At 41.6% G+C, this 22,766-nt stretch carries 16 protein-coding genes; 5 read left to right on the top strand and 11 right to left on the bottom strand.

Annotated elements, in window-relative coordinates; translation table 11 throughout:
• Positions 1 to 25 precede the first annotated feature (25 nt).
• From G4420_RS03120 to gdhA, 8 genes are all read right to left on the bottom strand, one after another.
• Positions 26 to 502 carry a hypothetical protein gene (locus G4420_RS03120; protein ID WP_163322124.1) on the bottom strand — a complete coding sequence of 159 codons (477 nt, stop codon included), beginning with the start codon at positions 500 to 502 and terminating at the stop codon, positions 26 to 28.
• A 49-nt stretch (positions 503 to 551) separates the two neighbouring features.
• Entirely contained in the window at positions 552 to 1,187 is a 636-nt protein-coding gene (locus G4420_RS03115; RefSeq protein ID WP_163322123.1) for a DNA-3-methyladenine glycosylase family protein, read from the bottom strand.
• A 417-nt stretch (positions 1,188 to 1,604) separates the two neighbouring features.
• Positions 1,605 to 2,687, bottom strand: a complete 1,083-nt coding sequence (locus G4420_RS03110; RefSeq protein ID WP_163322122.1) for a PHP domain-containing protein — start codon at positions 2,685 to 2,687, stop codon at positions 1,605 to 1,607.
• A 94-nt stretch (positions 2,688 to 2,781) separates the two neighbouring features.
• A complete protein-coding gene (locus G4420_RS03105; protein WP_163322121.1) occupies positions 2,782 to 4,260 on the bottom strand; it encodes a SusD/RagB family nutrient-binding outer membrane lipoprotein in 1,479 nt (492 codons plus the stop codon).
• A 28-nt stretch (positions 4,261 to 4,288) separates the two neighbouring features.
• On the bottom strand, positions 4,289 to 7,432 hold the full coding sequence (locus G4420_RS03100; protein WP_163322120.1) for a SusC/RagA family TonB-linked outer membrane protein: 3,144 nt from the start codon (positions 7,430 to 7,432) through the stop codon (positions 4,289 to 4,291).
• 196 nt (positions 7,433 to 7,628) lie between these two features.
• Complete coding sequence (locus tag G4420_RS03095) at positions 7,629 to 8,564, bottom strand: metallophosphoesterase family protein (RefSeq protein WP_163322119.1); 936 nt, start codon at positions 8,562 to 8,564, stop codon at positions 7,629 to 7,631.
• A gap of 153 nt (positions 8,565 to 8,717) precedes the next feature.
• Entirely contained in the window at positions 8,718 to 11,120 is a 2,403-nt protein-coding gene (locus G4420_RS03090) for a TonB-dependent receptor plug domain-containing protein (RefSeq protein ID WP_163322118.1), read from the bottom strand.
• A gap of 175 nt (positions 11,121 to 11,295) precedes the next feature.
• Positions 11,296 to 12,642, bottom strand: a complete 1,347-nt coding sequence (gene gdhA, locus G4420_RS03085) for an NADP-specific glutamate dehydrogenase (protein WP_163322117.1) — start codon at positions 12,640 to 12,642, stop codon at positions 11,296 to 11,298.
• Positions 12,643 to 12,884: 242 nt separating this feature from the next.
• Here gdhA and leuS point away from each other — a divergent pair, with 242 nt between their 5' ends.
• Positions 12,885 to 15,536 (top strand): leucine--tRNA ligase, encoded by a 2,652-nt coding sequence (gene leuS, locus G4420_RS03080; protein ID WP_163322116.1) that lies wholly within the window; start codon positions 12,885 to 12,887, stop codon positions 15,534 to 15,536.
• 72 nt (positions 15,537 to 15,608) lie between these two features.
• Here the strand turns inward: leuS and G4420_RS03075 are convergent, their stop codons facing one another.
• The 3 genes from G4420_RS03075 to G4420_RS03065 form a co-directional block, all read right to left on the bottom strand.
• Positions 15,609 to 15,977 (bottom strand): DsrE family protein, encoded by a 369-nt coding sequence (locus G4420_RS03075; RefSeq protein ID WP_045026273.1) that lies wholly within the window; start codon positions 15,975 to 15,977, stop codon positions 15,609 to 15,611.
• 38 nt (positions 15,978 to 16,015) lie between these two features.
• Positions 16,016 to 16,681 carry a cysteine dioxygenase gene (locus G4420_RS03070; protein WP_163322115.1) on the bottom strand — a complete coding sequence of 222 codons (666 nt, stop codon included), beginning with the start codon at positions 16,679 to 16,681 and terminating at the stop codon, positions 16,016 to 16,018.
• A gap of 103 nt (positions 16,682 to 16,784) precedes the next feature.
• Positions 16,785 to 17,645 carry an AraC family transcriptional regulator gene (locus tag G4420_RS03065; RefSeq protein ID WP_163322114.1) on the bottom strand — a complete coding sequence of 287 codons (861 nt, stop codon included), beginning with the start codon at positions 17,643 to 17,645 and terminating at the stop codon, positions 16,785 to 16,787.
• A gap of 277 nt (positions 17,646 to 17,922) precedes the next feature.
• Here G4420_RS03065 and G4420_RS03060 point away from each other — a divergent pair, with 277 nt between their 5' ends.
• From G4420_RS03060 to G4420_RS03045, 4 genes are all read left to right on the top strand, one after another.
• Positions 17,923 to 18,801, top strand: a complete 879-nt coding sequence (locus tag G4420_RS03060) for a YitT family protein (RefSeq protein ID WP_045026276.1) — start codon at positions 17,923 to 17,925, stop codon at positions 18,799 to 18,801.
• 116 nt (positions 18,802 to 18,917) lie between these two features.
• Positions 18,918 to 20,195, top strand: a complete 1,278-nt coding sequence (locus G4420_RS03055) for a M23 family metallopeptidase (RefSeq protein WP_163322113.1) — start codon at positions 18,918 to 18,920, stop codon at positions 20,193 to 20,195.
• 330 nt (positions 20,196 to 20,525) lie between these two features.
• Positions 20,526 to 21,395: a hypothetical protein gene (locus G4420_RS03050; protein WP_163322112.1), complete on the top strand. Its 870-nt coding sequence runs from the start codon at positions 20,526 to 20,528 to the stop codon at positions 21,393 to 21,395.
• A 3-nt stretch (positions 21,396 to 21,398) separates the two neighbouring features.
• Positions 21,399 to 22,733 (top strand): NAD(P)-binding domain-containing protein, encoded by a 1,335-nt coding sequence (locus G4420_RS03045; protein WP_163322111.1) that lies wholly within the window; start codon positions 21,399 to 21,401, stop codon positions 22,731 to 22,733.
• Positions 22,734 to 22,766: the final 33 nt, after the last annotated feature.

Genomic DNA, 22,766 nt, shown 5'->3' with positions numbered 1-22,766 from the left:
TTAACGTTGCACTTCAAATAAAAGTTTAATGCTTTGTACTGTACACCGGCAAATGCAGCCAAATGGCCAGTTCGTCCATCCCTCGTTGCGCGTCATCGTTTGTTTTACATTTTTTTACAGCAATGGAGGGTCGTTTCTTTTTATTCACAAAATATACTCTGAACTCTTTCTTGCCGGAAGTTATATTGCGGTTCGATCGGCTGTACAAACTGTATACCTTGTTCATCGATACCAATGTAAGGCCAATGTATTTGCCAACGGGTTCCCATTTCCCGGTTTTTACAAGTCCAAACCACATATTAAAACTTCGGAACAGTTTTTTTTCGGTGTCGATATCAACACCTGAATAAGAGCCAAGAAGAAACCAACCCAAAATAGCGTGAATGCTTAAAATAATCCAGGCTTGCTCGTAAAAGGATATCGCAGCTACAAACACAAAGTAAAAGCCAATAAAACGATATGGGCCTTCAAGTGTTCTTGAGATTTTGTTGGAAACGAGCATGGTTTAAAGGTAGTGAAAATCTTTACAGTGTGATTTTCTGTTTTAACTTTTACTCCAGAACCAGCTTACGTTTTTGAATGTAGAAATGCCACAGAATATAGGTTGCCACCGAGCGGTTGGGCGAAAAACGTTTCATGTACTCAACAATTTCCTCTTTTGTGGCTTCGGGTGCAACAAGCTCCAATTCGTAAACCGCTTTAATGGTTGCCAGGTCTCCGGGAGGAAAAATATCACAATAATGAAGACACATCAAAACATACATATCGATGGTCCAGTTACCGATGCCTTTTAGTTTTATCAGAATTTTTCGGATGGCAGCTTCCTCCATTTCGTTTAATTCATTGAGATTAAGTTTGCCGCTTACAATTTCGTTGGCAAGAATGCGGCTGTATTGTATTTTCTGGCGGCTAAAATAACAGGCGCGCAACTCCTCGTCCGTAAGATTCAAGAGGTTTTCAGGAGTAACATTTTTTATTTTCTCCTCTAATTTATTGTAAGCTGCTTTTGCCGATGCGAGCGAAACCTGCTGTTCCAGAATGGTTAGGATGAGTGTGGCAAAATCAGGATTGCGGTGCCAGAATGGAGGATAGTCATATTCCCTGATTACGTTCTCCAGCTTTGGTTCTACGCCGGTGCACCAGTCGCAAAGTTCTTTAAAATGGCTTTCGTTTTTTATTTTGGTCATGTTTTAAATTTGCTTATAACGAAGAACTGTTTTTTGAAGAATATGTTTAGTGGAAACGACTATTTATAGGAATTGCTGTCAATGTTAAAAGTTGGAATTTACCCTCTCTCCTGTCTATCCCTTTATAAAGGGATAGACGATTATCCTCTAAAAACAACGACGTATATGGATTAGATGAAGTTTATTTTTATGAACCACTATCCAATCGTCCTTCTTTGCTGGCAGGGAAGGATAAGAGGATGGGTATAAATACTATTCGCGATATTTTTGAGAATAAAAAAAAGAGGAACTCCAGATGTCCCTCTTTTATATAATACCGAATTAAATTAATAAAATCTTCTCTCGCAGATTGTTTTCTGCCTTCTTTGAAAAAAACGGTAATTGCGCTTTTTAAATTTTACGAACTCAATATTGATTTTATAATTCCAATTTAAGTTTCAGGTTTTTAGTTCCTTTTACATGCAGGTTTTTCACTTCAACCCGATTATTAAAACCATTAGGAATATTTACCATTGTTTCTCCGTTGGCAGGAATGGTAAACAGATCTTCTTCCGACGATAAAACAAATGGAACATCTGATTTATTTGCGATGATGTAGGTTTTGCCTTTTTCATATTCACGGTAGAATTCAATTTTTACCGAAGCCTCAAAAATGGCTTTCAGATATTCTTCTTTCCCGGCCAGAATATTCCCGAAATAAGCCACGGTGCGGTTGGCAAACAATGCTTCGCGAATCGATTCCTGCGTGCGTTCTTTCGCCAATACCAATGTCATAGGGCGGTGGTAATCTTTCAGGTTATACATTTCTGAGTTTATTCCGTGAATATCAGATGCAGCATGTGGTGCAATGTTTTTGTCCATGCACCAATCCAGAGCAATTGGGTACCATTCTTTCTCATTAAAAACTTCAATGGCATGCAGCATTCCGTTTTCAAAAAGTTCGGTGTGTTCGTCCCACCACAAGCAGGTGTCGGGTTGCTGAGCTTTCCACCCCGGGTGGTTCCAAATAAAATACGCCCCTTGCTTTTTAGCTTCGGCAAAAGCATCGCGCCAGTTTTCCACATCAAGTGCCTGAGTGTCGTTTAAAAATAAAGCATTAAAATGCCCCGGAGCCATGCTTCGTGTAATCTCACCGGCTTTTATAAGAATGATATTTTTTTGTTGAGCACGTGGCAAAGCAATCTCATACGATGAATTGTCGTCTCCGGCAACATCCTTTTTTGAGGGATTACGTTCAATATGATCGGTAATGGCAATCACATCAAGCCCTTCGTTGTATGCTTCGTCAACCCGAATGGTTGGGCACACACTTCCATCGGAAAAAACGGTGTGCATATGAAAATCGCATTTTAAGGTTTGGTAGCCTAAAATATCAGGTATGTTTATCGTTTTGCGTGAATTCTTGTTCAGGAGTTCGGGCATTTGAATGTTATTTACATTTTGTGCAAAAAGAGAAATACCCATTAGTAGAAAAATTGCTGTGAAAATTTTTGTTTTCATTGGATAAAAAAATTGTGGTTTAAATAAGTTTATAAAAGGCCTGCATAAATATACACAGACCTTTAGTTTTATTTCTATGAAAAAAGAGTGAATATTATTTTAACCACCAGCTTGTTTCTCTGATTTTATCGTTGCCTTCGCCAAACTGAGCGGTAATGGCATCACTTACATGTTCGCTGTTTTGCTGGTATTCGCTGGTTGGGTACATCCATCGCAAAGGTGGGGTATTGGTTCCATCAATCCGGAATTCAGGATATCCGGTTCGTAAATGGTCGAAGTACATTCGCCATCCGCCTTGTAAAAAAGAAGGAATATATTTCTGAAGCATGATTAGCTTTAATTGCTCTTCGTTTGATGAAGCATTGGCAAAATCAACCAGTTGCCCCTGCAAATATTCGTTTGCTGCATCGGCATATACATACTCCGCAAAATCGGCGGCATGGGCATTGTAAAACTCAAACGATGCTTTTACCGCATTTTCGTAGTGATCCTTGGCCGAGGTACTGATCCACCCACGAATGGCGGCTTCTGCCAAAATAAGTTGCAGTTCAGTATATCCCAAAAATACATGCGGTTCAGTGGTTGGGTCGGTGGTGTATCTCAGGTTTACCTTCGATACTTTTCCGGCGGCTGCTTTCAGGTTTACCTCGTTGTAAGGAGCAATCGGATCTCCACCTTCGTAAGCCGAAAAATCGTTAATGGCCAAACCGGCTTCTTTTGCGTTACGTGTTTGTCCGCAGAAAATAAATAATCGCGGGTCACTTAAATCCTGAAGGCGCTTCACATAGGTTGAGTCCATGTATCGGGCCGAACCATAGCTACTACTGTTGTATTCGGTATAACGGCTTCCCAATTCATCGATAAAGACGAGTTGTCCGTTGTCGTCGTTCGATTCAAGAATTGGCGAGTTGTTGTAAATGCCGGCGAAGGTGCTTTTTACATTCAAATCAGATTCCGATTCTTTTTTTGAAAGCGTGATCAGCACTTTTAAACGAAACGAGTTGATACATTTGCGCCACTGGCTTGTGCTTCCGTTATAAATAATATCGCCGGCAATAATGCTGTTGTCGTTGGCCAAAAGGGCATCAGCATCTTCCAGCTCCTGTAGTATTCCTTTAAAAATTTCCCTTTGCGAATCGTAAGCCGGGGCATAAATTTCGTCAGTTTCTCCTTGTAAGGCATCGGAGTAGGGGATATCGCCAAAAGTTAGGGTGAGATTATAAAAATAATAGGCGCGGAAAAATTTACCCAGAGCTGTATAAGCGGTGTTTCCAATGCGTTCGGCTTCTTCCATCATTTTTGTAATATTCCGAAGCTTCGCATAATCGCCAAAACCGGCGCGGTTCCAGTTGTAATACTGGTTGGCATTTTCGCCATCGGTTTGTACCACCATTCGCGAGGCAAACATTGGGCTCACTCCTCCTACCTGGAAAGCATTCCATTCAATGTCGGTAAGTAAAAGTTGCGGGTGCGTTTCGGGAACATTGTTCGGGTTCAGGTTTAACTCCTCTAAATCGCTGCATGAGCTGAATACCCAAACAAAAACTATTACTGATAAAATATATTTTTTCATTGTTTTAAAATTAAAGTGTTCTTGTTTTTTAGAATGTTACGGTTAATCCCAAACCAACATAACGCGTTGAAGGATCCTGCAGGTTGTTGTCATCTCCGTAATCAGGATCAATGATGTCGGCCTTTTTCCACATTGCCAGGTTGTAGCCGTAGGCTGTGGCTTCAATTTTTTTGAATGCGTTAATATTCACAAGGTTGGTGAGATCGTAAGTGAATGCCACTTTTCGAAGCTTTACATAGCTGCGATCGAAAATATTGGCAAACGTCTCATTTTCGTCTTGCGATACTTTTGCGCGGTAAGGATAGTTTTGCGACCATGTTTGCCAGCTTACTGCTGTTTCGTTGGTTTGGTACTCGCGTGTGTCGGAGATTACGTTTCCTTCAGTGTCGGTGGTTAGTTCGCCACTAATAACGTTCACCGCATCGGGAACATAAACCGGATGACCGGCAGCATATTCAGCTTCGCGGTATTCAACCGAGTTCGGGTGTTTGCCTCCCCACCACATTTTTTCAACTGATAATGATCGTATTACACCGCCAAGCGAACCATCGATGTCAACATCCAACGAAAGATTTTTGTATTTGAAATGGTTTTGCAAGCCAAACATCCAGTTCGGAGCGGTATGACCAAAAAGTTGCGGATTAGGATCTTTCGATGGCAGACCGGTTTCTGCCGAAACGATAAGCTGGCCATCGGCAGTTTTCATCCAACCCGTGGCATAGTAGTTATCAATGCGCTCATTCAACGAATAGTTCCCGTATTTTTCTTCGCCACCATAAATTTCTGTAAGCTTTTTAACGCTGGTTGTCCAGTTTAAGCCAAGGTCCCAGCGGAAATTGCTTTTACGAACCGGGTTGGCATTTAGCATCACCTCAAAACCATTGGTTGTGTATTGGTTTCCGTTTACTTTTCTTGAGTCGAAACCACTGGCTTCTGAAATATCCAGGTTAATAATCTGGTTTTCGTCTACAATGTTGTAGTACGTCAAATCAAAACTTAAGCGGTTTTTCAAAAAAACAGACGACAGACCCAACTCAAACGAAGTTGACTTTTCCGGTTTGATATTCGGATTTACAATCGTTCCCGGATAACTTACTTTTGAATTTCCGTTGTACATTCCGCTGTTGCTGTAGTACGACGAGATCTGGTAAGGACTCAAATCACTTGACACTACAGCCCACGATCCGTATAATTTTAAGTAATCAACGGCTTCCGGGAAATCAATAAGGTTCGATAACAGGGTACTTAAAGAAACTGAAGGATAGAAGTACGAATTGTTTGACGCTGGCAAGGTTGAAGACCAGTCGTTTCGTGCAGTAACAGTAAGGAAGAAGGCATCCAGCATATCCATCGATAAAGTACCGAAAACGCTTCGTATTTCGCGTTCCTGGAAGTAAGTTGATGCTTTTACATTGCCCAGCGAGTTGTTTAAACTGTACACCCACGGAACAACTAAACCATCGGTGGCGTTGTATTCCTGCTGGTATTTTTTGTAGAACATTGAGGCGCCGGCGTTGGCACTTAATCCAAACTTATCGGAGAAATCTTTTTTATACGACAGTAAAATATCATTATCGATATTTACCTGATCGGTATTCCATGTTTTGTAATCCCCTTCGCGCGGATCGCCATAGTTCAGGTACGATTTCGGGCTTTCACGGTCTTCGAAAGTATGTTTTAACACCGCTGAACTCCTTCCCTGCAGGCTCAGGTCTTCGGTAATGTCCCACTTCATTTTAACCTGCCCGTTACTGGTGTTGCGGTCGTGTTTCTGGTTTAGCTCGTGAGCAGCAAAATACACGTTGTTATACCAGGCGTAGTTATAGTTGGCCTGGCGGTAGCCTTCCTGTCCGGGGATATACATGTGTTCTTTCAGTTCCTGTCCATTCACATCGTCGCCCATCCATATTAAAATGGTGTACATGTGGTTTTTGGGGCCGTAACCGTAACGCGGGTAATTGGGCGAATAAACTTTGTAGAACGATAATTTGGCATCGAGAGTAAGGTTTGAAGTAAGGTTGTACAAACCGTTAAATGTTAGTCCGCCGGTTTTTAGATTCGAGTTGGGGACCCTGCCTTTTTCTGATTGGTAAAAGCCTGAAAAGCGTGTTGATGCTTTTTCATTTTTCGAAGCGATGGAGAAATTCGTGGTTGAAACCACGCCTGTGCGCATAAAATCCTTCAGGTTGTTGTGGTATTCCCACGGAATAGGAACCCTCGAGTAGCGCGATTTATCGTCATATTGTGTTCCCGAAACGTCGCCCCACCACGGTATAGTTTCGCCGGTTACATTGTCGTAAATTGGGCTGTTCCACTGCGGAATTTCAAGGTTGTCGGAGAATTTTGGTCCCCAGATCATATCTCCGTCCGAGATACCACCGTCTTGTCCGTCCCAAAATTCGTACTGGCCATTCGATCCGTTTCCGTATTCGGTTTGTGTTTCCGGGAAAACCGTATAACCGGCCGAAATCATGGTACTGTTTGAAATGGTAATGTCAAGACCTTTTTTAGCGGCTTTTTTGGTAGTAATAAGAATTGCACCATTTCTTCCGCGCGATCCGTAAAGCGACGAAGCAGTGGGGCCTTTCAATACCACAATGTTTTCAATGTCGGCCGATGAAACATCAAAAAAGTCGGTTTCAACCGGAACTTCATCAATTACGATGAGGGGCGCTTTTCCCCGAAGTTGAAAATCGGGGCTTTGAAAAATACCGGTTTTGGTATCAACTGTTAAACCTGCCACCTGTCCGCTTAACATGTTTCCCAGGTTGGGCGCATTAACACTGGTTATGGTTTCCGACTTTACTTCCTGGGTGGTATAACCAAGCGCTTTTTTCTCCCGGCTAATACCCAGTGCGGTTACAATAACTTCATCAATTTCCTGAAGGTCTTCGGCTAAAATAACATTAATCAGCGTGTTCCCTTCAAGCGGTATTTCTTTTGCTGTAAAGCCAATAAACGAAAACAAAAGTGTTGCGTTCTCGCTCACTTCAATTCGGTAATTTCCATCGGAATCGGAAACTGTTCCGTTCGATGTCCCTTTTTCCATAATACTTACTCCGGGTAAGGAAAGTCCGTTGGTTTCCGTAATTTTTCCCGTGATTTCTTTTTTCTGAGCAAAAAGGACTATGCTCATCATCAGAAATCCAATAGTTACAATAAAGTGTTTCATAAATACGTAGATTTTTGTGTAAATTCTTAATTTGATTTCTATTAAATTTTAATCATAGTAATCCCATTTTGACCTATTTGCGTAAGTTAATTCTTATGAAATGCAGTGTTTATTGTAGCTGAAAAATGGCTCCGCAGAAACTTAGGAGCGTTGGATGATTATCGGGTGTTCATTCTATTTCTTTATTTAGTTGGATTTAGAATTTGTATTCTTTTAAATTGGTAATAATGTCTCCGTTGGCATAAAAGTCGATTATTGCATAAGCCGGGCCAAATTCCTGGTAATTGCCGTCCCACCATCCGCCACATGCGGCACCGTTACAATGGTATTGCACGCCAAGGTATTCTGTTTTATCGGCCAGATGAATGTGTCCGCTTAATGCAGCTTTTACATTTTTGTGTTTATAAAAAAGGTCTTTTATTTTTTTTGAGTCGGTGTGCATCCAGGCACCGGGTACCTGCCAGTTTCCGTCTTTTAAATTGTCGCCATCGTAAAAAACCGAGGCCGATAAAATTGGAATATGAGAAACAATACAAACGGGTGTTGATGATGCTGTGTTTTCCAACTCGCTTGCTAACCACTTAAATTGTTCATCATCGAGCCGGGCAGTGTAACTTCCTTCGTTTACCGAAGCCGGACTATCGAGAATAATAAACTTCCATCCTTTGTGTTCGAATGAATAGTACCGGTTTTTTAATTCCAGCATTTTTAATGCCCATGCTTTTCCGTAAAGCGGATCGTTCTGAATGGGCTGTTCTTTTAATCCCCAACCCCAAACATCGTGGTTGCCAATGCAGTTGTACAACGGATATTGTAGCTCATTTTTATAATAGCGAGTCCAGGCATTCCATTGCTGTTCCACCTCTTCTTTCGAATGTTTAAGGGCATCCATAATATTATCACCGGTATTGAGAACAAAATCGGGTTTGTCTTCCAACTGGTGAATCTCTTTTAGTAGCTGTTTTATTCCGCGAGCTACTTTTTCCGATTCAAAAATGTGCATATCGGTTAAATGAACGATGCGGAATAAGCGATTTTTAGGCGCATCGGGGGCCGCGTTTGTTGTAAAAGATAATGTTGATACGGCGAGCGCTGATGTTCCAAGGGCTCCAAGAAAATTTCGTCGTTTCATTACGTTAATTTTAGTTCCCGCAAGTTGTCGACTAATTGTAAACAATATGTTTTCTAAGCTTTATTTATTCTGCATAAAAAGAATAATAACGTTAATATTATGTTATGCGAATCTTCTTTTCCTGTGCATTTGCTCCAAAAAAGGCGCTGGAATTTAAAATTTAAATAAAACTGAAATAACAAAGTTCAAGCCGGGGGATACAACTCCCGAAGAATAAGGACGATAGCGTTTGTTAAAAATGTTTTCTATTCCGCCACTTAGTGTCAGGTTCGAATTTAGCTGGTAGTTCGATTTTAGGTTGGCAGTCCACCACGCCGGAGAATACGGATTACCGTTTTCATCGGGAACATATAGATGAGGTTTACTTTGTTCGTCGGTGGCAAGATCCTCGAAATGAAGTTTACCATTGTAGTTTACGTATAAATCGAGGTACAATTTTGGCCCTTCGAAAATAATGTGCGACGAACCAAATACCGGTGGAACATGTCGGATAGGTAAACCTTCCGAATCTTCTCCTTTCGTGATAGTAATGTCGTGGCGGGTGCGCCACTGGTTATTAAAAAGGTAATCTACGTTCAAAGTGGTTCCGTATATTGTTGCCGACTCGGCATTCACCAATGCTTCCACGCGGCTCATTTCTCCGTCGTATAAAATGGAGTCTTGTTCCAATCCATCGAAAGCCCGTCGAACCATGGCATCTTTCAGCCAGGTGTAAAAACCGGTTAGTTCAACCTTAACTTTATTCTGGTACGAACGGATAAGGCTTAACTCCAGGTTGCGCGCATATTCTGGTTTCAGGTCGGGATTGGGAACCACAACTGTGCCGGGTTCCGAATCAAAAACCTTGGCAACATCATCGATATTTGGCGAACGAAAACCGGTGGAACCATGGATATTAATTTGCCAATCGGTGGTGGGATGCCAAACAATTCCGAGGTTGCCGTTAAATGCCGAATTGTTCATATTGAAACCATCGAACGGAAACAGATAATAATCGGTATCAAATTCGCCTTCCAAATGCGTGTAGGTAAAGCGCGAACCCATCTGGAAAATAATTTTCGGACTGATGGAATATTTAAACGAGTAATAAGCCGCCATGCTCGAATACTTTGAATCGTCCGGATAACGTGGAGCAATATCTTCCTGCTCACCCGAAAGCAGGTTTTCTGAATATCCTGTTGAACCTACCTTGTTAAAATAGCCTTCCAGACCATAAAACAGCTCACTCTTATTATCGATGCTTTTTCCAAAATCGAGGTTGGCCGAAAACACATTCACATTCTCGGTACGGTTACGCAGAACATCGTTATTTCGTTTGCGGTCGTGTCGGCTTTCGGTGTAATCCTGGTAGCCCAACAGCAAGTTTGCTTTATCAAAAAGCATCATTTCTTTTTCCAGTTGCAGTCGGCCTGATAAAAGTGTCCATTCCTGCGGACCGTAATACCATTCGGCATATTTTAATATGTCGTGACTATACTCAATTAATCTGTCATATCGCGGAATATCGCCGGTTTGCGAGTGTTGGGCGCTTAACAGAATGTCGATGGCTTCATTGGGTCTGAAACGTAATTTCCCCAATAAGTTGAACTGATTGTAGCCAGTATATATTTGTTCCCGGTTGTTGCTGTTTTTCACAATATGATCTTCTCCGGAATATGTAGCATTTTCGACATATTCAGGGCGTAAATATTCGTCGGGGCCGAAAGTTCCCATCATCAAATCATCAAAATCAGTAAAGGTGGCACTAATTACCGATGCCCACTTTTTGCCACCGATATTGTACGAGAAATGTCCGGTTTTTTCAAAATTGGCACTAGAGTAGCGAGCGTATACTTTTCCAAAATTTTCGAAATCATCATTGGTCGAAAGTTTGGGCGACAGCATGTTAAAACTCATTACTCCACCCAGTGCATCACTTCCGTAAATTACCGAACCCGGTCCAAAAATAACCTCGGTATTTTGCAGGCTTTGTGCATCAACAGAAATCACATTTTGCAGGTTTCCGCTGCGGTAAATAGCGTTGTTCATCCTGATTCCGTCTACCATAATCAGTACCCGGTTTGCAGCAAAACCACGAATCATCGGACTGCCGCCTCCCATCTGGCTTTTTTGAATAAATATTCCACTTTCGGTGCCCAGCATGTCGGCAGTGGTTTGTGGATTGTAGTGCATTATCTCTTCCGGCTGAATCGATTTTATGGTATGTGGAATTTCCGTTTTTGACTGTTTCCAACGGTTAACCGAAATAACCACTTCATCAAGCCGTACCGGACTTTCAATCAGCAGCACTGTTCGGCTTTGGTTTTCAATTTTTTGGCGGGTGCTTACGTAAGGTATGTATGATGAATGTTTAAAGAGGATCTTTTCATCTTTCAAAAAACCGTCGAGCTTTGCCCTGCCTTCGTCATCGGTTTGTGTAATATAGTTATCCGAAACAAGCATGGCATGCTCAATTGGATTACCTGTTTTGGCATTCACTACGAGAACATACGACTGGCTAAATACAGCGAAAACAGAAAACAGAAGTGTAATAAAAGTAAGACTGAATTTCTTCACCGAAAATAATTTTGTGCAAATGTATTAATCGGGCGCATTACAACAAAAATTATGCCCCGATGTCCTGATTCCTGAATAATAAATTGAAGCGAACTGAACGACAGATTATTTCCACAAAAAAAATCCGGTCTGAATGTTCAGACCGGACAGAATATAAATTATTATTGGTTAGTAATTAGACTAATCCTTGAGCCATCATCGAATTAGCCACTTTTACGAATCCTGCAATGTTTGCGCCTTTTACGTAGTTGGTAAAACCATCCTTTTCGCTGCCATATTTAACGCACATCTCATGAATGTTTTGCATAATCGAATGCAGTTTGGTGTCCACTTCTTCGCGACTCCACGAAATACGCATACTGTTTTGTGTCATTTCCAAACCTGATACAGCAACACCTCCTGCATTGGCCGCTTTTCCCGGTCCGTAAAGAATTTGTTTCTGAAGGAAATAATGAACCGCATCTTCTGTACTCGGCATGTTGGCTCCTTCGGCAACCACAAAACATCCGTTGTTAAGCAGCATTTTTGCCTCTTCCAGGTTTAGCTCGTTTTCTGTTGCACAAGGCAGGGCCACGTCGCATTTTACGCTCCACGGACGTCGTTTTTCCATGTACTGAACCGCGTATTTGTCGGCATATTCTTTTATCCTTCCGCGATGTACGTTTTTCAACTCCATTACAAAATCCAGTTTTTCCCGGTCAATCCCTTCCGGATCATAGATTGAACCGCTCGAATCGGAAAGTGTCACCACTTTCCCGCCCAGCTCAATAACTTTTTCGGTAGCGTATTGCGCAACATTGCCCGAGCCTGAAACAGCCACCGTTTTTCCTTTAAAACTTTCGCCGCGGGTTGCCATCATTTCTTTAGCAAAATACACCGCGCCGTAACCGGTAGCTTCGGGGCGGATAAGCGAACCTCCCCATTCAACACCTTTTCCGGTAAGTACTCCGGTAAATTCGTTGCGCAGGCGTTTGTATTGCCCAAACAGAAAGCCGATCTCACGGCCGCCAACACCAATGTCACCAGCAGGTACGTCGGTATACGGCCCTATATGACGCGATAATTCAGTCATAAAACTCTGGCAGAAACGCATTACCTCATTATCCGATTTGTTTTTCGGATCAAAATCGGAACCACCTTTTCCGCCTCCCATTGGCAACGACGTAAGGCTGTTCTTCAAAACCTGTTCAAAAGCTAAAAACTTAAGAATACTTTGGTTTACGGTTGGGTGAAATCGCAGTCCTCCTTTATACGGCCCTATAGCGCTGTTCATTTCCACCCGGTAGCCGCGGTTAATATGAATTTTTCCACGGTCGTCGATCCAGGGAACACGAAACTGGATGATGCGCTCGGGTTCAACCATTCGTTCCAGAATTTGAGCGTGAAGGTATCTTGGATTGTCAAGTAGAAAATCGGCCAGTGATTCTACAACCTCATGTACTGCCTGATGAAATTCAGGTTGCCCCGGATCTTTGACCCGCACGTAGTTCATAAAATCATCAACAAATAACTTACTGTTCATGGTGTTCATTTTAATGGTTTTAGTTTTAATATGTTGAAGTTACGAAAAAGACAGTAGTTATCTTGTTGCTTTTCAGCATATTAATTCATGATCGAAATATTAGTCTGTTAGATTTATTGGCAAATAAGTTGTAAACTCAAACATTTTCACTTGATTTATTTTGAATGTGTAAAATCACCTGATACATCCAACAAAAATTTTATCTTTGCGCCTTTAAAATCAGAATCTTATTAAGTAAGAAAATGGAATATAAATTCGCAGAAATAGAGCCGAAATGGCAAAAGTACTGGGAGGAAAACAAAACGTTTAAAACCGAAGACGACTACTCAAAACCAAAATATTACATACTCGATATGTTCCCGTATCCGTCGGGAGCGGGGCTGCATGTTGGTCACCCTGAGGGATATACAGCAACAGATATTTTGAGCCGTTACAAACGGATGAAAGGATTTAATGTGTTGCATCCGATGGGATACGATGCATTTGGTTTGCCTGCAGAACAATACGCCATGCAAACGGGTACACATCCGGCAATTACCACCCGGAAAAACTGCGATAACTTCCGTCGCCAGATTAAAGCTATTGGTTTGAGCTATGACTGGGATCGTGAGATAAATACCACTGATCCAAAATATTTTAAATGGACACAGTGGATTTTCAAAAAATTGTACGACACTTATTTTGATGAAGAGCAACAAAAAGGCCGTCCGATTTCGGAGTTGATAATTCCTGAAGCGGTAAAAGCTGAAGGAGAAGAGGCTGTAAAAACTTATATCGGCGAAAAACGCCTGGCGTACTACGATAACGCACAGGTTTGGTGGTGCGATTCATGTAAAACAGTTTGTGCCAACGAAGAGGTGCTGACTGATGGTTCGCACGAAAAATGTGGTAACACCGTTATCCGCAAAAACCTGAAACAATGGTTGCTGCGTATTCCGCATTATGGTGAAAGATTGTTGAGCGGCCTCGAAAACCTGGATTGGCCGGAAGGTGTAAAAGACATGCAGCGCAACTGGATTGGTAAATCAACCGGTGCGGAAGTGGATTTTGCTATCGATGGATTGGGTAAAAATCTGCGTGTTTACACCACTCGCCCTGATACTTTGTTTGGTGCAACTTACATGGTAATTGCTCCGGAACACGAATTAGTAGACGAAATTGTAACTGACGATAAGAAAGAAGCAGTTGAAGCATACATTAAAGCTGCAGCTTTAAAATCGGATTTGGATCGTACTGATCTGGCAAAAGAGAAAACCGGAGTATTTACCGGCCGTTATGCTGTTAATCCGGTGAACAAACAGTTGATTCCGATTTGGGTAGCCGACTACGTGTTGATGGGTTACGGAACGGGAGCGATTATGGCAGTTCCTGCACATGATACCCGCGACTTTGAATTCGCTAAAGAATTTGATATTCAGATCAACTGCATTCTTGATCCAAAAGATGCGGAAAACCGGGATGAAATTCTAGCCGGCGATGATTGCTGGACAGAAGATGGTGCATACATCAACTCGTCGAGCGATGAAACAGGTTTGGATATTAACGGACTAAATAAAGCAGCAGGTATTCAACAAGTTGTTGAGTGGCTGGAAGGAAAAGGAATTGGAAAAGCAACTACAAACTTCAAATTGCGCGACTGGTTGTTTAGCCGCCAGCGCTACTGGGGCGAGCCTTTCCCTGTAATCCACTGGGAAGATGGCGAAGTTACTTTGGTAGAAGACGAAAACCTGCCTTTGCAATTACCAAACCTGGAAGAATATACACCAAGTTCAACCGGCGAATCGCCATTGGCAAATGCCGAAGACTGGCTGGTTGTTACCGATAAAAACGGACGTAAAGGTCGCCGCGAAACCAACACAATGCCGCAGTGGGCAGGATCGTGCTGGTACTATTTGCGCTACATCGATCCGAATAACGTAGACAGTATTTTCGATGTGAAAAAGGAACAGTACTGGATGCCTGTTGACTTGTATGTTGGAGGTGCCGAGCATGCTGTTCTTCACTTGTTGTACTCGCGTTTTTGGCACAAAGTGCTGTTCGATTTGGGCGTTGTTTCAACCGACGAACCTTTCCAGAAATTGTTTAACCAGGGAATGATTTTGGCCTTTGCCTACGAAACCTCAACTGGCGCAAAAGTAGCATCGGATTTGGTTGAAGAAAAAGACGGTAAATATTTCCACACAGAAACAGGCGAGGAGCTGAGACAGATCGTTGCAAAAATGTCGAAGTCGCTGAAGAATGTAGTGAATCCTGATGATGTTATCGCAAACTACGGCGCCGATTCGCTGCGTTTGTACGAAATGTTTATGGGACCGCTCGATGAGCGTAAACCATGGGCAGAAAATGGTGTGAAAGGAGTTTTCAACTTCCTGGCGCGTGCGTACCGTTTCTTTGCCGATCTGGAAAAAATCGTTGACGGAGAAGAAGATAAAGAGGTGGCAAAGTTGCTGCATCAAACCATACAAAAAGTGGAGCACGATATTGAAAACATGAAGTTCAATACCGGAATTTCGGCACTGATGGTATTCAATAATCTGGCCATTAAAAAAGGAAAAGTAACCAAGCAAACTGCTGAAACTTTTGCAAAAATACTGGCACCTTATGCACCGCACATGGCCGAAGAGTTTTGGTCGATGTATGGAAATGCCGAAACACTGGCTTACGAAGCCTGGCCGGCAGTAGATCAGAGTTTATTGACCGAAGATTCGCACGAATATCCGGTATCGTTTAACGGCAAAATGCGCTTCAAAATTGAGCTGCCTTTAGACATGCCAAAAGATGAAATTGAAAAGACAGTGCTTGCCGATGAGCGTGCTGCCAGATGGATGGAAGGAAAAACCGTTCGCAAATTCATTTTTGTACCGAAAAAGATCATAAACATTGCTATAGGATAGTAATTCAACAGATATCGAAAAAAAGGGATGGCAAACTGCTATCCCTTTTTTCATGAAAAAAGTATTTCGATTTTAGAAGCTCAATAAGGCGGCTCCTTCTTTTATTCTTTCATGAATGGCAACTGAGCCAACAATCTTAACGCCATCAACCAAATCTTCTTCGCTGTAACCACGCACTTTCGCACAAGGTGGGCATACACTTACATTACAACCTGCATTAAAAACATTCTGAATCATTTCTTTAATGGTTGGGTCTTCCGGATTTGGTCGAGCTTTTTCGGCTGCACCTTTGCGTACCCAATCGATGGCTGAGCTAACCAGGAAGATTGAAACTTCCAATCCGTTGTTAATACCTCCGTTAGCAATGCTCCATGCTACTGATGAACGTTCGTCGTCGTGACCTCTCGAAATAACTACTACTAATTTTTGTTTTGTTTCCATGATGTGAAATTTTAATGATGAATAAATTAATTGTGTGATTAAAAAATATTTTCGTTGTATGTTTTTGCTGTTCCCGGTGTATACACATGCAGGCTAACTGCCGAGCTGCCAAATGGATTTCCAACGGCGTGATAACCCATTCTGTCGTCGATGTAGGCCATGCTGCCGGCACGATATCCGTTTGAACAAAGGATGGTTTGTTTTTCATCGGCTGAGTAACGTAATTCCTCCAGTTTTCCATGCAATAATTTGAAAACACATCCTCCCGCCGGATGACCGTGGATATCGCTGACTTTCCCGGGTTTCCAGTGAATCAGAACTACTTTCATCCAGCGGTTATTAACCAGAACGTGACGGGTTTCTTTGTTTTTCAGAAAGCGTTTCAGTTCTTCTTTATCGAATGACATAACTTGCTGCATTACCGGGATAAACTGAAGTGCTGAATAAGGCGCCTGTTGCTCACGAAAAGTGTTGAACAAATCGCGACAAACCTTTTTTAGGTTCGGCAGCTTACCTGAATTTATTCCGGATGAAGCTTCAGGAGTTAAAAGTGTACTTTGTCCAAACTGCGGATTGTAGTTTGTTTTTTCAACATTGTTATAAGTTTCATGGCTGCTGTTTGATGTTCCTTTCATGAAGAAGAAAGGAGAGAATCCGTTATGTTGTCCGGACCTGTTTTCTGAAGTGTAAATCAAGTTTTTCATCGTTCTCTGTTTTTGTTGGTACAAAGTTGAGAACTATCCGGGCGCCATACTTTGCTAAAAAGTCCGAAGTGTTGACGATTTGGCTCAATACGTTAAAAATGGGTCAAAAAACCAGCGATTTTTTGTAATCGGAAGGACTTTTCCCTGTGATCTTTTTAAATACACGACTAAAATGTGAGACATCTTCGAAACCTGATTCATAAGCAGCCTGAGTAACACTTTGAGAAGAATTTGCGAGAATGGCGGCTGCGTGTTCAACTCTTCTGCGTATAATCCATTTTCCGGGCGAATCCTGGAATATTTGCTGGAATTCTCTTTTAAATGAAGAAAGGCTTCGGTGCGAAAGCTCAGCAAAATCTTCAAGTTTAAGGTTGAAACAGAAATTCTGCTCCATAATTCGCTTTAACGAAGGTTTGTCAGACGGTGTAAGGCTGGTGAAGTAATTCGTTAATGTTGGGTCGGAGTTGATCAGTGTAATCAGTAACTCCTTTAATTTAAGTACCAGAATCTGATCGGGCGGCCGGTTTATGCCACGAAAATAAGTGAGCATGGAATGAAAATATCCTTCCAGGAAATCGGAGGTATTTACTTTCCGAGCAGTAAAATTATTTGGTTCGTGATTTATTTTGAGTACTTGTTTTCCCTGAATTTCCTCCATCGTTTCGCGTATCAGTTCATCGGAGATAAAAAAGCCAAGCATACAATACTCATCGTCAAAATACTGATGAATAACTTCGGCACCTTTCTTTAAATAAAGAGTTTGCCCGGGAGTTAATGTCCACTCGCCGTTGATGGTTTTGTAAGTTTTTTTGCCGCTTAATACATAAACAATATAATCGTTGCGGGAAAAAATTCCGATTTGTTCGGCATCAATCGGACAAGTGTATTCCAGGCAAACCGTTTCCCGAAATTCAAACCGGTTGAAATTAAGATTCTCTTTTACGATTTTGTAGAAATTAAGCATCTTTTGAATGTTAACGATTTATTACAATTTAAGATATAATTGTCTTAAAATCAAGAAGTCGGACTGGCTTACTTGTAAAAACAGACTAAAATGCCTTTAAATACAGGTGGTTCAAAAAATATAGGTATAGTACCTTTTTCTGAAAGTTTGAAAACTGTTTAACAGAAGATGTTTGTGAACTTAACGTTATATCGCAAATCCCTGACAATCATCACTATTTTTTCAGTAAAGGCTTTGTTCATTTGCGCGATTTTTTAATACATATAAAATACTAAAAATGGTTAAGGAGATATTGTCGGATAACACACGGCTGGGACGCATGATTCAGGATTATGCAATAATTACTTTCGGGCTGTTGTTGTTTGCAGCAGGCTGGGTATTGTTTCTAATCCCTGCCGAGATAACCGGCGGAGGAATAAGTGGTGTTGCGGCAGTTATTTATTTTGCTACAAAAATTCCTGTAAGTATAACATATCTGATTATTAATGCGTTTCTGGTTCTGGTAGCCATAAAAATTCTGGGAGCTAATTTTGGTGTGAAAACCATTTACAGCATCCTGGTTTTAACCGGGTTCTTTGCCCTGTTTCAGAATATTTTGAAAGAACCACTTGTAAACGACACATTTCTTTCGGCAATTTTAGGCGGAATGGCCGGCGGAGTTGGCCTCGGTGTTGTTTTTTCGAGAGGTGGAAGCACCGGTGGGACTGATATTTTTGCCATGATTATAAACAAATACCGCAATATTAGTCCGGGGCGTATAATTTTATTGTGCGACGTTATTATCATTGCTTCGTCGTATATGGTATTCCGCTCGCCCGAAAAACTGGTTTATGGTTATGTTTCCATGTGGGTGGTTTCTTATTCGCTCGATTCGTTTTTAAGTGGTGCCAACCGCTCGGCCCAAATGTTTATAATCTCAAAAGAGTACGAGCAAATTGCAGAATACATTAACAACGAGGCCATTCGTGGGGTAACTATACTCAATGGAACGGGTTGGTATACCAAAAAAGATACGAAAGTAATTATGTCGGTTGTTCGAAAAAAAGAGACCAGCGCCATTTTTCGTAAAATAAAACAGATCGATCCGGATGCTTTTATCTCCATGGGAAGTGTTATGGGCGTTTACGGGCAGGGTTTTGATAAGTTGAAATTGTAAGCTGTTCTTTCTGCGATCATTTAATTTTTGTCTAAAAATTCATTTTTTTAAATAAATACATACTAATCTTGTTATCTATACAGTTTTCTTATTTTTGCGTTTAATAAATTTTGAAGATGAGGAAGTTGAGATCGATTTTAGTGGGGATGGGACTCGTAATTACACTGAGTCAATTGTTTTCGTGTGCACCTAAAAAGGCCCAAAAAGAAGAGGTACCGGTGTTGGATACCGTTGTTGAAGTAAAAATGCCGGAGTTAAAATACGGACTTCCGGTTGATTCGTTTACGCTTGAAATGGGCAAGGTAAAAAACAATCAGTACCTCAGTCAGATTTTGAATGCACGTGGTGTGGGAATGGGAACAATCGATAAAATTGCCCGAAAATCAAGAGACGTTTTCGATGTCCGAAAAATTAAAAGCGGCGAGAACTTTTGTATTCTTTCGACCCTCGATTCAGTTCCGGTGGCCAAATATTTTGTTTATGAAAACTCACCTGTTGAATATACAGTTTTTGAGTTAACCGATACATTAGGAATTTATAAGGGTGAAAAGGAAGTGAAAACCCGCCAACGAACTGCGCATGGAGTGGTTGAGACTTCGTTGTGGAATGCCATGGTGGATAACGGGCAAGACCCGATGCTGGCACTCGAACTTTCCGATATTTTTGCCTGGACCATCGATTTCTTTGCCATCCAGAAAGGCGATCGTTTTAGGGTGATTTACGATGAACAGTTTGTTGATTCCGTTTCCATTGGCATTGGCGAAATTTATGCAGTTCAGTTTGATCACTATGGTGAAGATAACTATGCATTCATATTCGATCAGGACGACCGTTGGGATTATTTCGATGAGCAGGGTAAAAGTCTGAGAAAAGCTTTCTTAAAGGCACCGCTGAAATTCTCGCGAATCAGTTCCCGCTTTTCGAACAATCGTATGCATCCGGTTTTACGTATCCGTCGTCCGCATCATGGAGTGGATTATGCTGCACCCAAAGGAACTCCGGTAATGAGTATTGGTGATGGAACAGTTGTTGCCAAAGCCTATCAGAAAAGTGGGGGCGGTAATTATTTGAAAATAAAGCACAATTCAGTTTATACCACTACCTATATGCATCTTTCAGGGTATGGAAAGGGAATTCATACCGGCGCACGCGTAAAGCAAGGACAGGTTATTGGTTATGTCGGTTCAACCGGATTGGCATCAGGTCCGCACCTCGATTTCAGGGTGGCAAAAAACGGAAGTTTGGTTGATCCCTTAAAAGTTAAAGCGCCACCCGTTGAGCCAGTGAAAGAAGAAAATATGACGCGATACAATGCCGTTAAGGATTCGCTGATGCAGGAATTGCAAAAAATTCAATGGGATGATCTGGATCAAATTCTTGCTAATTCTAATTAGTGAGAGAATTATTTTGAATCCGTTGAGTTGATTAAGGACCCGGCATTAAAGTCACAACTTTATCCTGTAAATTCATATTATAACTCCCGGGTTTAAAATTTAGACACTGTTTAAATTGGCTGGTGTATAAACTTCAATTTATTTCTCAATTTGCAAGCTAAGTAGTTCATGTGCATGAAAAATATGCACCATAGTTTGCAATAAATAGCGATTAAAATGTAACCTTCTAATTTAGGGACAGTTTAAAATACTATTCTTCCTGTTCTGAACGTATATCATTTTAGAAATTAGTTCTAGCTTTAAGTTACCAACCTAAATTGAAGTGGATAAATGGGACGGCATTGGCATTCGTTGTATTTACTATTGTTAGTATCAATTACAATTTTTGTATTTGTCTTTCTAGTTGTTTACGGAGCTGATTATTATTTGGCAGATATCGGTGAACGACATTTTCATGAACAAGATGCTTTGTTGAGACCAACCGGTTTAATCGGGCACGGACTCGGAATTATAGGAGCTACGTTAATGGTAGTTGGCGTTTTTGGCTATATGGCGCGTAAACGATTCAGGTTTCTGTCGCGGCTGGGAGTGTTAAAATACTGGCTCGAATTCCACATTTTTTTATGTACACTGGGGCCGATTATGGTTCTGTTTCACACCTCATTTAAATTCGGAGGTATTGTTGCCGTAAGTTTTTGGAGTATGGTGGCCGTAGTAATCAGTGGCGTGATTGGCCGGGTTATCTATTTGCAAATACCGCGCACTATTGAAGGACGTGAAATGAGTCTAATTGAGCTGAATAAAATGGAAACCGAACTTTGGGCACAGTTCAGCGAGGGGAATGAAGCACTTTCGGCAGGTCTGCAGAAAGTAAACGCAGCATCAAAAACACAATCGTACCGCGAGGATGGTAACTATGTAAAGCGCCTTGTAAATCGGTTCCGATTTGAGCGCTCCCTAATTGCCGACTTGAGAAAAGAACTGAAAGAGAAAGGCTTTAAGGGAAAAAATTATCGCAAGGCAATAAAAATATTGAAATCGAAGATTATTATGAACCGTCGGATTGCGTGGCTTTCAACCATGCAACAATTAATGCGTTACTGGCACGTGGCACACCTTCCGTTTGCCTTAATTATGCTGGTGATTATGCTGGTTCATATTGTTGTGGCTTTGCTGTTTGGTTACACCTGGATTTTTTGAACTATGGAAAACTTGCTTGAACAAATATTGATTTACGGTGCGGTAGTACTATTTCTTCTTGGGGTGGTTTTCATCTATATCCGAAAATTGCGACGTGAATCGAAAATTGTTGAAGAGAAGATACAAAGGGCAAAAGAAGATGGATTGCATGAGCCGGTTTCCTTACATCCGGTGGTTGATGTAAATTCATGCATCCAGAGTGGAGCCTGTATTCGTGCCTGCCCCGAACATGATATTCTTGGCATTCGGAATGGAAAAGCAACCGTTATAAATGCCAGCCAGTGTGTGGGACACGGCGCATGTTTTCATGCCTGTCCAACACAGGCCATTTCACTTTTTATCGGAACCGAAAAGCGGGGTGTTGATCTGCCACATGTTAATCAAACATTTGAAACCAACGTAAAAGGAATGTTCATTGCCGGCGAAATGGGCGGAATGGGATTGATCCGAAATGCGGTGGAGCAGGGACGGCAGGCTGTTCAAAACCTTGCAAAAGGAATAAAAACGGGAAGTGGTACTGAATACGATTTGATTGTGATTGGAGCCGGTCCTGCAGGAATTTCTGCTACACTTGAAGCAAAACGCTTGAAGTTAAAAACAGTTACGTTGGAGCAGGATACGCTGGGCGGAACTGTGTACACTTTTCCGCGGGCGAAAATTGTAATGACCTCGCCAATGGATTTGCCGTTATATGGAAAAGTAAAACTGTACGAAACCAGCAAGCCCGAGTTGCTGGATTTGTGGAACGAAGTTTTGTCGAAGAACGAGATTAAAATCAGTGAAAAACAAAAGGTTAATAAGATATCTAAAACCGAGCAGGGATTTTGTGTGGAATGTAACAACGGCGAACAGTACACCTCGCAGCGCGTTTTGCTGGCCATTGGCCGGCGTGGCACGCCACGAAAGTTAAATGTTCCCGGTGAAGATTTGCCAAAAGTTGCTTACCGATTGCTGGAACCTGAGCTTATTTCGGGCAATAAAATATTGGTTGTTGGCGGTGGCGATTCGGCAATTGAATCAGCCCTGTTGCTGGCTACCGGAAATGAAGTTACCCTTTCGTACCGGAAGGAAACTTTTTCGCGCCTAAAACCGAAAAACCGGAAAAAACTTGACGAAGCCATTGAATCAAAGCTTTTGGATGTGATATTGAACTCAAACGTAAGTGCGATTGAAGAAGAGTGTGTGCGCTTGAAAATTGCAGATCAGCAAGAGGAGTTGGTAATTGAAAATAACCTGGTATACATTTTTGCAGGAGGCGAATTGCCCACCGAGCTTTTACGAAACGCAGGAATTGAAATAACCACAAAATTTGGCGAAGCAATATTAAATCACGCTTAGAAACTTGAAAATATTTGGTAAACATATCGGATT

The sequence above is a fragment of the Draconibacterium mangrovi genome, from assembly GCF_010586825.1.
GTDB lineage: Bacteria > Bacteroidota > Bacteroidia > Bacteroidales > Prolixibacteraceae > Draconibacterium > Draconibacterium mangrovi.
Note: the sequence above shows the minus strand (reverse complement) of the source record. Positions and strands in the feature narration are given on the sequence as shown.